Annotated in this window: 8 protein-coding genes; 1 reads left to right on the top strand and 7 read right to left on the bottom strand. The window is 58.4% G+C overall.

What is annotated here, in order from left to right:
* Positions 1-266 precede the first annotated feature (266 nt).
* A complete protein-coding gene (gene cckA, locus ACTJK5_RS05010; RefSeq protein WP_440611939.1) occupies positions 267-2,876 on the bottom strand; it encodes a cell cycle histidine kinase CckA in 2,610 nt (869 codons plus the stop codon).
* A 488-nt stretch (positions 2,877-3,364) separates the two neighbouring features.
* On the opposite strand from cckA, the gene ACTJK5_RS05005 reads away from it, so the two are divergent.
* Positions 3,365-4,783: a flagellar biosynthetic protein FliO gene (locus ACTJK5_RS05005; RefSeq protein ID WP_440611938.1), complete on the top strand. Its 1,419-nt coding sequence runs from the start codon at positions 3,365-3,367 to the stop codon at positions 4,781-4,783.
* A gap of 171 nt (positions 4,784-4,954) precedes the next feature.
* On the opposite strand, the gene ACTJK5_RS05000 is transcribed toward ACTJK5_RS05005, so the two are convergent.
* The 6 genes from ACTJK5_RS05000 to tpiA form a co-directional block, all read right to left on the bottom strand.
* On the bottom strand, positions 4,955-8,083 hold the full coding sequence (locus tag ACTJK5_RS05000) for an efflux RND transporter permease subunit (protein ID WP_440611937.1): 3,129 nt from the start codon (positions 8,081-8,083) through the stop codon (positions 4,955-4,957).
* 2 nt (positions 8,084-8,085) lie between these two features.
* The gene (locus tag ACTJK5_RS04995; protein ID WP_440611936.1) at positions 8,086-9,168 is read right to left on the bottom strand and encodes an efflux RND transporter periplasmic adaptor subunit; all 1,083 of its coding nucleotides are present in this window, start codon (positions 9,166-9,168) and stop codon (positions 8,086-8,088) included.
* 203 nt (positions 9,169-9,371) lie between these two features.
* A complete protein-coding gene (locus tag ACTJK5_RS04990) occupies positions 9,372-10,010 on the bottom strand; it encodes a VOC family protein (RefSeq protein WP_440611935.1) in 639 nt (212 codons plus the stop codon).
* A gap of 78 nt (positions 10,011-10,088) precedes the next feature.
* Entirely contained in the window at positions 10,089-11,726 is a 1,638-nt protein-coding gene (locus ACTJK5_RS04985) for a CTP synthase (protein ID WP_082546511.1), read from the bottom strand.
* Between the two features lie 149 nt (positions 11,727-11,875).
* Positions 11,876-12,376: a preprotein translocase subunit SecG gene (secG, locus tag ACTJK5_RS04980; RefSeq protein ID WP_440611934.1), complete on the bottom strand. Its 501-nt coding sequence runs from the start codon at positions 12,374-12,376 to the stop codon at positions 11,876-11,878.
* 118 nt (positions 12,377-12,494) lie between these two features.
* On the bottom strand, positions 12,495-13,265 hold the full coding sequence (gene tpiA, locus ACTJK5_RS04975; protein ID WP_440611933.1) for a triose-phosphate isomerase: 771 nt from the start codon (positions 13,263-13,265) through the stop codon (positions 12,495-12,497).
* Positions 13,266-13,350: the final 85 nt, after the last annotated feature.

Raw genomic sequence — 13,350 nt, 5'->3', positions numbered from 1 at the left:
AAGGGTGCGAGCAAGAATTTCGCCTCTTCTTATTTAGGTCTGTCTCAGTCGATTTTAAGCCCCTCGCGCGGCACTGCAATCAATAATCTGTTGGCGTCCGGCGAAAAGTAGTAGGACGACAGAAGGCGTAAGGCTCAAAGCTGAGCCTTTCTCCCATGTTTCACGCTACAGCGGGGAAGTTGTGCGAAAGTTACGCGGCATTCTGTCGCCGCGCGTTCACAAGAAGATGGTTTAAGCCGCAGATTGAAGCCCGCAAAAGCGGCGCTTCAATCCTCACTATCGAGCATTTCGCGCACGGCAACAGCCAGTTGCTTCAGCGAAAATGGCTTGGGCAGGAAGCCGAATTTGGCTTCCGCCGGCAGGTTCTTGGCGAAAGCATCTTCGGCATAACCGGACACGAAGATGAATTTGAGATCGGGATAGGACTTGCGCAATTCACGCAGCAAAGAAGGGCCGTCCATTTCAGGCATGACCACGTCGGAGACGACGATATCGACCTTTCCTTCCAGCTCTTCCATTACCTCCAGGGCTTCCGTGCCGGAGCCAGCTTCGTAGACAGTGTAGCCGCGCGTTTCCAGCATGCGCTTGCCGCCGCGCCGCACCGCCTCTTCGTCTTCTACCAGCAGCACCACGGCAGACTTACCGGTCAGATCAAGCGGCTCATCCTTGGCTTCAGGTTTGACAGCAACGGCCGCCGCAGCCGTAGTCCGACCCTCTTCGCCAGGAACGACGGGTACAGGCTGTACCGGCTCGACGATATGGCGCGGCAACAGAATGCGAAACGCCGTTCCCTTGCCCACTTCCGATTCCGGGTAGATGAAGCCGCCGGACTGTTTGACGATGCCATAGACCATGGAAAGTCCAAGTCCCGTGCCCTTGCCCACCTCCTTGGTGGTGAAGAAGGGTTCGAAGATCTTGTCCATGATCTCCGGCGGAATGCCTGTACCGTTATCGGCGACTTCGACCATCACCATGTCTTCAGCCGGAAGCTCCGACTTGCCGAATGCGGCGACCTCGGCAGCTGGCAAGTTGCGGGTCGTCACCTTGATCTTGCCGCCCTGCGGCATGGCATCGCGAGCGTTGACGCAGAGATTGATCATCACCTGTTCGAACTGGGACAGGTCGGTTTTCACCGGCCAGAGATCGCGGCCATAATCCACCTCCAACTTGACGTTGGTGCCGGAAATCAGCCGGTCGACCAGCATGCGCAGATCGCCGATCACGTCGGTCAGATTGAGAACGGCAGGACGCATCGTCTGCTTGCGCGAAAACGCCAGCAACTGCCGCACCAGAACAGCGGCACGGTTCGCATTGCGCTTGATTTCCATCAGGTCTGCAAAGCTTGCATCCGCAGGCCGCGCCTGCAGCAGCAAATGGTCTGACGACAGCAGAATAGCGGTGAGCACATTGTTGAAATCATGCGCGATGCCGCCTGCAAGCGTGCCGACGGCGTTCATCTTCTGCGTTTGCGCCATCTGGGTTTCAAGCGCCTTCTGCTCGGTCACCTCGATGGCATAGACGATCGCCACCTCTTCAGGCGCCTCGTCATTCTGGTCGATGACGGCATTGACGTAGAAACGGAAGTGGCGCGTCTCGTCCTTCGGATGGCGAGAATCGAAAGGCGGAATATCGCCCTGGCGATCCTTCGCGGCACTCATGGCCTGCGCGAGCTTGGCTTTCTCATTGTCGTGCAGCACGGTTTCGAACGCGACGGCGCTGTCGATGTCATCGCGGCTGACGACACCAGAAAACAGCTTCAGGAACGGCGCATTGGTGCGCAGGATGCGTCCCTCGCCATCCAGCGATGCGATAGCCATCGGCGTGTTGTTGAAGAAGCGGGTGAACCGCATCGCAGACGAGGATTCTGCGTTCTCCTGCCCCTTGGGACGCATGAGAACGAGTGTCCGGGTTTCACCGGGCGCACCGTCACGCGCCGCCGTTACCTGATGAACGAGGCGGGCCGGCATGCTCTGGCCGTTGACCCGGCGCATGTCGAGATCGAGCATTTCCGTTCGGTTGCTGCCCGCATGCGGCTGAACCGATTCAATCAGCGCCATACCCTCGCCTGCGACGATATCGGAAACATTCAAAGAGCCCGGAGAAAACTGCGCGAGATCGATGCCAAGCCATTCCGACAGCGTGGCGTTGAGATAAACGATATCGCCCTTGCGTCCTGCGGCGAAGAAGCCAGCGGGTGCGTGATCGAGATAATCGATAGCGTTCTGCAATTCGCGGAAGAAACGTTCCTGGTCCTCGCGTTCAGCGGTAATGTCGGCGATCTGGAAGACGTACAGGTCCTGCCCGTTCACCTCCTTCAGCAACCGCGCCTTCAGCCGGAACCAGCGTGGACCGGGCTGACTGACGGCCGACTGGCTCAGAGGTTTGAGAAGACGAAATTCCTCGTAACCATCCCGTCCCTCTCGCAGTCCGTTGATCAGGCGGTAGAGTGCCTCAGTCGATTCCCGGTCTCGCGACAGAAGCTGTTCGAGGCTTTGAATGTCCGTCGCACGGGTCGCGCCGGTCATCTGGCAATAGGTAGCGTTGGCATAAACCAGCCGCCCCTTGGTGTCAGTAATCAACGTGCCTTCAGGATGGGACGAGAGAAACCGCCGCGCCATCCCGTCGGATTGAGACTGCGGCATGACCTCGATGAAACCGATCACGGACGAGACGAGGAAGAAAATCCCAAGCATGGCAAGAACGCCGAGGATCCCGAGCACGATCTCGTTTTCAAGAGAGTCCTTGAAGTACACGAAAGCAATGGCAGCGGCGACGAGCACAAGTGCCAGCAATAGAATACGAAGCACGGTGGCGGAGCGCCCACGCCTGTCCACCAAGGGGAAGTCGTTATCAGTGGATTGACGCACCTTGGTCATCGAGGTTTTACCCTTGCAGTTCTGCTAGTGGAATGAATTTGACATTTGATGCCCACATGCGGAGATCTCGAGAATCAAATGTCAAATTCGTAAATTCCACTAGAAACAAAAACTTACTAGTGGTCTTGAAGATTCTGACATTTGCTCTCGAGTCCTCTGCCAGCGGTAGCAAATGTCAAAATCAGACCACTAACTGTTGCGGCATGCCGAAAACAGCCGCGCCGGACGGAATCGCTTCTATTTCCTTGTAGCAATTCGCATAAATATCAAAAAGCTCCGTCCATCTATAAGCACCACCCATGCACAACCAATAACGATATCGGCCCTCTTTGCGCTTTGAGACAAGCTCTATAGTCGGGCCCTTTCGTCAAACTTGCAGCAAATTCGTGGACGAACAGGATAAATTCTTGTGCGGGGCGAAAAAAAATCGTCTTTTCCCGTCACGTTCTGTGAACAAATGTAATGCGGGTACATTTCCGCTGCACGAAATGGCTGAAGGGACCGGCTCCGTTATGGAAGATTTCATTGGCACATATGGCAATCGCCTGATCATTGCAGTGGTTGGTGTGGGTGCGGCACTCCTGCTGCTTGCCATCGTCCTGTGGTTCATTCGCAGACGCAGTGGCTCTGCCCCGTTCATCCGTGGCGGACGAAACCGTCAGCCTCGCCTGCAGGTTCTGGACGCGACAGCCGTCGACGCAAGGCGGCGTCTCGTTCTCGTGCGCCGTGACAATGTCGAGCATCTGGTGATGATTGGCGGGCCGACGGACATCGTCATCGAAAGCGGTATTGGCGCCATCCCGTTCATGAAGGATGTGCGCGATCCACAGGAAGACGCCCTGATTGCACGTGATGCTGACCGCAGTGTATCTGCAGACCGACAGCGCACGCTCGCGCAGGCACCACAAGAGGATGTTCGCCCTGCAGCCGCATTCACCGCTCCCGAAATGAAGGCCGAGGCTCCCGAGGAACCCAGGAAGCCAACGGCGAGCACCGCGCCGGTGAAGCCTCAGCCAGCCGCCTCACCTTCGCCAGCACCCGCCGTTGCGTCCAGACCCATTCCTGCTGCGCCACCAGTTCCCCCGCAGCCCGCAGCCCGAAAGCCACAGCCCACGCCGGCGACACCTCCCGTTTCGACTGTCGCACCCTCGGCTTCGGCTCCAAGCCGGGAGGCGCCTGAAGCGGTCGTACCACAAGCACCCAGAACGTTGGCCCGCGAGCCCGTCGCTCCGTCCATTCCAGTCGTACCGCCGTTGGTTGCCGCCGCCATCATGCAGCAGGATGAGGACATGAACCTGTCTGCTGCACCGGCTCCTCAAGCTCCCGTGGCCTCCGAAGCGCCTGTCGCTCCACGATCGCCTCTTCCTTCACAGGCCACTAGCGTTCCTCCGGTTGTCACACCGGTCGTATCCACGACCTACGACCGAAGATTCGCAGAGCCTAAGCTCACGGCAGAGCCTACGTTGAAAGAAAAGTCAGAGCCGGTTGGGCAGAGCGAGCCAGCGATAGCGGAGCGAAATGCAGTCGATTTTCTCGACGCTGCCCGCGACCGCGTGCTTCCCGCCTACAGCGCTACACCGTCCGTTACCACCGCATCCGCAACGCCTGTGGCGCCGCTTGTCGCAAAACCGGAACCGCTTGCCCCAAGTGACAATGGTCCCGTCTTCGGCGACCAGTTGACCAGTGATTTCGAGAGCTTCCTTGAAGCCGAGATTGCCAAAAGTGCTAATGCCACCACCGATCTGCCGCGCCCGCTTGCCGTGGCGCCGCCGGTGAACCTCGACACAACGACACCTGACCCGCAACCCGATCCAAAGTTTTCGGAAGCCCCTGCGGATGCTGAACGAGACGTTCAAAAGGAAATGGCTCGCATCTTCGGTGAGATGTCGGTCACCCGCGACCGATAGGGACGATTGAAAGCAACGCCCGCGCGACACAGAAAGCCTCAAAGCTATCGTGTCGCGGCGGGTGTAGCCATCTTCATCGCCGTTCCTGACGACCTTCTGGCTCCTGACTGCGCCTCATTCTTCGACCAGCACAAGATATATTACGGTTTGCCCTGCGCCTAATCTTGATCATCATGCAGCCGCCACCTGCACCCGAGCGGGCATATCCTTTCCGCGCCGAAGCTCGTCGAGCAAAAGGTAGATGACGGGGGTCGTATAGAGTGTCAGGACCTGGCTGACCATGAGTCCGCCGACGATCGCATAGCCCAAAGGTTGACGCAGTTCAGCACCGGACCCGTGACCAAGCGCCAGTGGTATCCCACCCAAAAGAGCGGCCATCGTCGTCATCAGGATCGGTCTGAAACGCATCTGAGCGGCTTTGACGATCGCCTCTTCGCTCGACAAGCCTTCCTCCCGCTCTGCCTGGATGGCGAAATCCACGAGCATGATGCCATTCTTCTTGACGATACCGATCAACAGAATGACACCGATCATTGCCACGAGCCCGAAGTCGAAGCCGGCCACCTGCAGAGCCAGAAGCGCGCCAAGGCCCGCCGAAGGCAAGGTCGACAGGATCGTCAGCGGATGGATAAGGCTTTCGTAGAGCACGCCGAGAATGATGTAGACGACGACAAGCGACGCCAGGATGAGCAGCGGGATGGTTCCAAGCGAATCCTTGAACGCCTTCGCGCTGCCGGAAAACGATGTCTGCAGCGACCCCGGAGGATGCATGTTGGACACGGCATTTTCGATGACGGCAGTGGCGTTCCCCAGAGCGACATCGGGCGCCAGGTTGAACGAGATGGTCACAGCCGGCGATTGGCCCTGATGCGCAATCGATACCGGTGAGGTGCCATCCGTCGTCCACTTCGCCACCACCGAAAGCGGGACAAGCGTTCCATTGCTTGCTCTGACCGAGAGGCGGTCAAGCGTGGCGATGTCTCGCTGTAGATCCGGCAACACCTCAAGAATGACGCGGAAGGTGTCGGTCTGACTGGAGAAGGAGGCTACCTGGCGCTGACCAAAGGCGTCATAAAGCGTCTCGTCGATGGTGGAAGGAAGGACGCCATAGAGCGTCGCGGCGGCGCGGTCGATCTTGATCGTCAGATTGGGCGCTTCAGCTTGCTGATCGCTTCCGACATCGCGCAGTTCCGGCAGCCCGGAAAGCTTGCTGGTGATCTTATCCGACCAGTCGCTGAGTTCCGCGATATCGGCATCCTGAAGTGTGAACTGATATTGCGTTTTCGCCGGCCGCGCACCGATATTGATATCCTGTGCCGACTGCATGAAGAGCTTGATGCCCTGCTGCGCATTGAGTGCCGTGCCCAACCGGTCGATCACCTGCTTGGCACTCACATCGCGTTCCTCCAGAGGTTTCAGCGTGATGTTGACGTGGCCCTGATTGAGCGCATTGCCACCGTTACCGCCACCGATATCCATGAAAACGCTATAGACGGCGGGATCTTTCATGATGATCTCGCTGACGCGTTCCTGAAGCTTCGCCATCTCGGTAAAGGAAATGTCGGGAGAAGCCTGCGAGAGACCAGCAATGAAACCGGTATCCTGCTCCGGAAAAAATCCCTTGGGCGCGACGACGAACAGATAGCCGGTTGCCGCAATGGTCGCGAGAAAAACGAAGAGCGTCAAAAAGCGATGCCGGATGACGGGCTTGAGGCTGCGGATATAAAGTGCTGTCAATCCGTCGAAGAATGCCTCTCCCGCCAGATAAAAACGGCTGCGCTGATCCTTCTCGATGGGGCGGATGAATTTCGATGCCAGCATCGGCGTCAACGTCAGCGACACGATGGCGGAAATGACGATCGCGACAGTCAGCGTCACGGCAAATTCCCGAAACAGGCGCCCGATGATGCCACCCATCAACAGGATCGGGATCAAGACTGCAATCAGCGAGAGACTGATGGAAACAATCGTGAAACCGATCTCTCGCGTGCCTTGAAGCGCCGCCTGCCTCGGCTCGACCCCGTCTTCGATATGGCGGGTGATGTTCTCCAGCATGACGATGGCATCGTCGACGACGAAGCCGACGGCGACGACCAGCGCCATGAGCGACAGATTGTCCAGACTGAAGCCCAAGAGCCACATGGGTGCCAGCGATCCGGCCAGAGCAATCGGAAGTGTCACGACGGGGATGAGTGTCGCGCGCAGGTTTCGCAGGAAAAGGAAGATCACGACAACGACGAGGCCGATGGTCAGCATCAGGGTAAACTGAATATCCGTCACGGACGCTCTGATCGTCGTCGTCCGGTCAGTGACGAGTTCCAGCTTGACCGAACGCGGCAACGAGGCCTGGAGTGCGGGCAATTGCTCTTTCACCGCGTTGACGACTGCTATCACATTGGCACCGGGCTGACGAAAAACGTCGAGCGCGATCCCTCGCTCTCCATTGGTCCAGTGCGCCATCTTTCTATCTTCCGCACCATCCGTCGCCTGCCCGATATCGCGAATGCGCACCGGCCCGCCGTTTCGATAGGCGATGACGGCGTCGTTCCATTCCGCGCTGCTGGAAATCTGGTCGTTCGTATAGATCGGAAATGTGCGGGTCGGGTCGTCGATGTTCCCCTTCGGCGCGCTGAGGCTGAGGTTGCCGATGGCGTTGCGCACGTCCTCCATCGTCACGTCGGCCTGGGCCAGGCGACCTGGATCGACGGCGATGCGAATGGCCGGTTTCTGCTTCCCGCCAATGTTGACGAAGGCCACGCCTGAGACCTGACCGATTTTCGAAGCGACGTTGCGTTCGATATACTCATCGAGTTGCGGCAGTGTCAGCGTATCGGAGGTCGCCGAAAGCTGCATGATCGGCGCATCGGCAGGGTTCGCCTTATGCACTGTGGGAAGCGAGGTCATGTCCTTCGGAAGTTCACCCGCCGCTTCGCTGATTGCCGTCTGTACATCGCTTGCAGCAGTCTCGATATTCTTGTCCAGATCGAACTGCACAGTTATCGACGTGATGCCGAGCGAACTGTTCGATGTCATTTCGGTAATGCCGCTGACGCGTGAGAGCGCCTGTTCAATGGGTTGCGCGACGCTGGAGGCCATCGTCTCCGGCGAAGCACCGGGGAGATTGGCAGCGATCTGGATCGTCGGAAAATCGATTTGCGGAAGGGCCGAAACTGGCATGAATGGATAGCAGATCGCGCCGACCAGAAAGATGCCGGTCATCAGCAGCCCGGTCGCCACCGGATGCAGGATAAAGAAGTCGAAGAAACTGGACTTACGGTTTTGGTCCTGATCGTTTTTCATGGTCAGTTCGCCTTCTCGGCGAGTTCGCCTGTCGGCGACCCTGTCCAAGGAGTAGCGGTCACGGTCGCGCCATTGCCGATCCGCGACTGGCCGTCCATGACGACGTCTTCGCCCTCTTGTATCCCCTCCGTCACCAGCGCTCTTGCGCCGGTCACGAAGGCGGTCTTCACGTTCCGCTGTTCCACCTTGTTGTCTTTAGAAACCACATAGGCATAGAGCCCGTTACGCCCTCTCGCCAAAGCCTTGTCAGGAACGACCACCCCGCTCTTGTGCTCCACTGTCAGTGTCGTTGCGACCGGAAGCCCGGGCCAAAGAGCGCCGTTGCCATTGTCGAAGAGCGCCTTGAGATGAATAGAGCCGTTGGAGGCGTCGACCGAGTTGTCCATCGTCGTCAACTGGCCCTTTGCCAGGACGCGACTTCCATCGGTCGTGATCAGGGTCACTGCCGCGATCTTCTCGCTAAGCGCTTGGCGAATCTCGCCGAACCTGTCGCCCGGCGCGACAAAGGACACGGCAATTGGATCCATCTGGGTGATTGTCACGATGCCATCGGTTGAGCTTGCGCTGACCACGCTACCCAAATCGACCTGCTTGAAACCCGTGCGTCCGGAGATCGGGGCGATCACGGTTGCGAAGCCGAGTTGCGTTTCCGCACTCTTGATCATGGCATCATCATACTGGACTGCCGCGGCATATTGCTCGCTCAACGCATTCTTCTGTTCAAGTGTCGAGGCGGATGCCACACCCTTCTCGGCGAGCGACGCATAGCGCTGCGCTTCGGTCTTGGCACTATTATACTGTGCCTCGTCCTGCGCCTTCTTAGCCTTGGCGGAGGTGAGCGCGGATGAAAGCTCACGGTCATCCAGCGTCAGCAAGACGCTTCCTTTTTCAATCATCTGACCTTCAGTGAACCGGATATCGGTCACCTGCCCGTCGATCCGCGGTCTGACCGTGACGCTCTGTAATGGGTCCACGGTACCGATACCGTTGATCACCTTGTCGATCTCTTCGACCTTCGCCTTATAGACCGTGACGGGAACGGCAGGCGCGTCTTGGGCGCGGACGATGTCGGGCTGCAACGCCAACGCTGCGCCCCCCACATAAATTAAAGGGAGCACATAAAAAGGAAAGGCTCTGACGACCATGCTGCTGATCTCGCGCGCTGGAGTTCAAATTCAGCAGTAAACTCGGATCACGAATTTTTGTTCTGATGTGATACTAATATTAGGAACTACTTTTCCGGCTTTGCGCATTATTGACCACTAAAATAAAGCGACAGGCCTCGATCCTAACTGATAAGCACGACGCCACGGGGCGTTTCTATCTCCGCGATGTAGCGGAAATTCTTGGCCTTGATCACAGTCGGAGGATCGATAATCTCGAGATCAGCATAGAATTCTCGAACGCGATCCGCCTCGGGATGTTCGATCCGGAAGCTCTTTAGCCGAAAGCCAAAATCCGGCATGGATGGCGCGGGAGTTCCCCGCGCTCCCCAGTCCATCACCGAAGGTGCAACGCCGCCGCACGGCAGAGATCCATCGTCGGCGACCGCGAACAGCCACTCACGATCTCCACGTGACACCTCCTCTTGACGTCCCAGCAGATCGCCATGCCGCGTGAGCACGCTGGCAAAATCGCTGGTCCGCGCCACCCAGGCGCGCAGCCGTCGCCCCTGGTCCCACGCCGCCTGAACGGCCTCCGGATCATCGAGCCCGAACCAGCGTCGTCGCTTAGGCCGCTCTGCCTCTGGATCGACGGCAATGACTTCCAGAAAGACATCCCCGCCGAGCCGCAGCAGAAGATTGTGCGTTCCCATCTGCGGATGCTTGCCGCCTTTCGGCATGTCGATGCCGAGCGTATCACGCACATAGTCGGCGCCGACCTCAAGCGACGGTGCGATAATCGCCAGGTGATCCAGTTTCAACATCACGCACTCCATCGCTTGAAAAACAAAAGGCCGCATTGCTGCGGCCCTTCAATCTCTATTCCTGTGGTAGCCGGCCGATCAAACCAGACGGCTCCGAACCAATGCCGCTTCGATGAAGCTTGCAAAAAGCGGATGCGGATCGAGTGGGCGGCTCTTCAGTTCCGGGTGGTACTGCACACCGATGAACCAAGGATGATCCGGATACTCGACCGTTTCCGGCAGAAGACCATCCGGCGACATGCCGGAGAACACCAGACCGCAGCTTTCCAGACGATCCTTGTATTCCACGTTCACCTCGTAGCGGTGACGGTGGCGCTCAGAAATATCGGTCGAGCCATAGATGTCGGCGATCTTGGTATCCTTTTTCAGCGCCGCCTTGTAGGCGCCAAGACGCATGGTACCGCCGAGATCACCCTTCGAATTGCGCTTCTCAAGCTCGTTGCCCTTAACCCACTCGGTCATCAGACCAACGACGGGCTCCTGTGTCGGACCGAATTCGGTGGAGGATGCTTTCTCGATACCAGCGAGATGACGAGCCGCTTCCACGACAGCCATCTGCATGCCAAAGCAGATACCGAAATACGGAACCTGACGTTCGCGGGCAAACTGAGCTGCACGGATCTTGCCTTCAGAACCGCGCTCACCAAAACCGCCTGGAACGAGGATTGCATTGACCTTCTCGAGATAGGGCGCCGGATCTTCCTTTTCGAAGACTTCCGACTCGATCCACTCGAGCTTCACCTTCACCCGGTTGGCAATACCGCCGTGATGCAGCGCTTCGATGAGCGACTTGTAGGCATCCTTGAGGCCGGTGTACTTGCCAACGATGGCGATCGTGACTTCGCCTTCAGGCGTATGAATGCGGTTGCAGACTTCTTCCCACTGCTCAAGACGGGGCTTGGGAGCAGGCTCGATGCCAAAGGCGGCCAGCACTTCGTTGTCGAGGCCTTCCTTGTGGTAGGCCGTCGGCACGTCATAGATGTTCGCGACATCCAGCGCCTGGATAACGGCAGACTGGCGCACGTTGCAGAACAGCGAAAGCTTGCGGCGTTCCGCTTCCGGAATCTCGCGATCCGCGCGAACCAGCAGAATGTCCGGGTGGATACCCAGCGCCTGCAGTTCCTTGACGGAGTGCTGTGTGGGCTTCGTCTTCAACTCGCCAGCCGCCGGAATGTAAGGCATCAGCGTCAGGTGGAGATAGATCGCTGTACCACGCGGCAGGTCGTTGCCAAGCTGGCGGATGGCTTCCATGAAAGGCATTGCCTCGATGTCGCCGACCGTGCCGCCAATTTCGCAGATGACGAAATCATAGTCGTCATTGCCTTCGGTAACGAAATCCTTGATCTCGTTGGTCACATGCGGAATGACCTGAACCGTCGCGCCGAGATAATCGCCGCGGCGTTCCTTATCGATGATGTTCTTGTAGATACGACCCGTGGTGATGTTGTCGGTCTTGGTTGCGGAACGCCCGGTAAAGCGTTCATAGTGACCAAGATCGAGATCCGTCTCCGCGCCGTCATCGGTCACGAAAACCTCACCGTGCTGGGTGGGGCTCATGGTGCCGGGGTCGACATTGAGGTAGGGGTCGAGTTTGCGAAGCCGCACCCGATATCCACGGGACTGCAACAACGCTCCGAGTGCCGCGGCCGCAATGCCCTTCCCAAGGGAGGATACCACGCCGCCTGTGATGAATACATATCGCGCCATGGGAGTCACCGCTTACCCTTTAATAGATGATTCCGCCAGCCCCAAATTCATTGATCGCGAAATCATATGTTGATGACGCGTGGAAGCTCAGTCGGAATGTAAACAAAAGAAAACCGGCAGGCTTTTGGCCTGCCGGAGTGTTAGTCGTCACCTGCGCCTTATTGGCCGGTGGGAACACCATTGGTGTTGGCGGGAGCCTGCTGCGGAGCAGGTGCGGCCGGAGCGGCAGCGCCACCTTCAGCCGGTGCCGCTGGCGTCGTCGTCGCGGCTGGGGTCGTCGTCGCAGGCGCCTGGTTGGTCGCACCATTCGTGGTGGACGGAACGCCATTGGTCGCTGGAGCCTGCGAAGGCGTCGTCGAGGACGGGCCGAGCGTATCGAGGATGCCGTTACCCTGCCCCTGCTGTGCCGGAATGCGGTCCAGGATGTCCGTTGGACGCGATTCGTAGCGGGTCAGGAGACCAAGGCCAAGGGACGTCGCAAAGAACAGAGCCGCGAGGATCGCTGTCGTGCGGGTCAGGGCATTTGCGGTGCCGCGTGCGGACATGAAGCCAGAGCCGCCGCCAATACCGAGGCCGCCGCCTTCGGAACGCTGGATCAGGACCACGCCGACAAGCGCCAGCACGATCATGAGGTGAATAACAATCAGTACGTTCTGCATGACAATCCATTCCATGCCCCATCAGGAGCACAATGAAGAAGTTTGCGGCTCTTTACATGAGGCGAAAGCGTATTCCAAGCCCCCAAGGATCGAAAGCCCGGCTGCTTTTCCTAAAAAATCAGGCCGTCAATTTCTCGTAAGCTGCATAGATGGACAGGAAGTCGGAGGCTTTCAAGCTCGCGCCGCCGATGAGGGCACCGTCGACATTCTCGATCGCCATGAGCTCTGTGGCGTTGGACGGCTTGACCGAGCCACCATAGAGAATGCGCATCCCCCTGCCCTCGCCGCCAAATCGCTTGACCAGCTCTTCGCGCATGAAGGCATGGGCTTCACGGACGTCCTCGACGGTCGGCGTCAGGCCTGTGCCGATCGCCCATACGGGCTCATAGGCGATGACCGTGTTGGCGGCGGTCGCCTCGTCTGGCAAGGATCCATCGAGCTGGCGCTTGAGCACGTCAAGCGTCTGGCCGGACTCGCGTTGCTCCGCCGTCTCGCCGATGCAGATGATGGCGATGAGATCGGCCGCATAGGCAGCACTCGCCTTTGCCCGCACGAGGTGATCCGTTTCCGCATGATCGGTGCGGCGCTCGGAGTGTCCGACAATCACATGCGTGCCGAAGCAGTCGGCAATCATCTCGGCGGAAATATCGCCCGTATGCGCGCCCGATGCTTTCTGGTGGCAATCCTGCGCGCCGATCATGAGCGGGCTGTCCTCGCAAAGCGCGGTCGCGACATAGAGAAGCGTCGAAGGCGGGCAGATCAGCGACACGACCTTTTCTGCAAGCGGTCCCTTGACCCCCTCAGCCATCGCCTTGATCTGATCGAGCGAGGCGCGCGTTCCGTTCATCTTCCAGTTTCCAGCGACGAGCGGGCGAATATCAGGGGTCATTGAGCGATCATTCCTCTTTATTGATGGCTGTGTCTTCTCAAAGAGACAGCGACAGGAATTCGGACGAAAAAGCAAGGTTTTGGTT

Origin of the sequence: Agrobacterium sp. 22094, assembly GCF_052046015.1 — a bacterium.
In the GTDB taxonomy this organism is placed as follows: domain Bacteria; phylum Pseudomonadota; class Alphaproteobacteria; order Rhizobiales; family Rhizobiaceae; genus Agrobacterium; species Agrobacterium cavarae.
This window is presented reverse-complemented; position numbering and strand designations above follow the sequence as displayed.

Bases quoted from the DNA above. Each gene is read 5' to 3' on its own strand.
- cckA (WP_440611939.1), bottom strand. From the start codon at position 2,876: ATGACCAAGGTGCGTCAATCCACTGATAACGACTTCCCCTTGGTGGAC.
- ACTJK5_RS05005 (WP_440611938.1), top strand. From the start codon at position 3,365: ATGGCTGAAGGGACCGGCTCCGTTATGGAAGATTTCATTGGCACATAT.
- ACTJK5_RS05000 (WP_440611937.1), bottom strand. From the start codon at position 8,083: ATGAAAAACGATCAGGACCAAAACCGTAAGTCCAGTTTCTTCGACTTC.
- ACTJK5_RS04990 (WP_440611935.1), bottom strand. From the start codon at position 10,010: ATGTTGAAACTGGATCACCTGGCGATTATCGCACCGTCGCTTGAGGTC.
- secG (WP_440611934.1), bottom strand. From the start codon at position 12,376: ATGCAGAACGTACTGATTGTTATTCACCTCATGATCGTGCTGGCGCTT.
- tpiA (WP_440611933.1), bottom strand. From the start codon at position 13,265: ATGACCCCTGATATTCGCCCGCTCGTCGCTGGAAACTGGAAGATGAAC.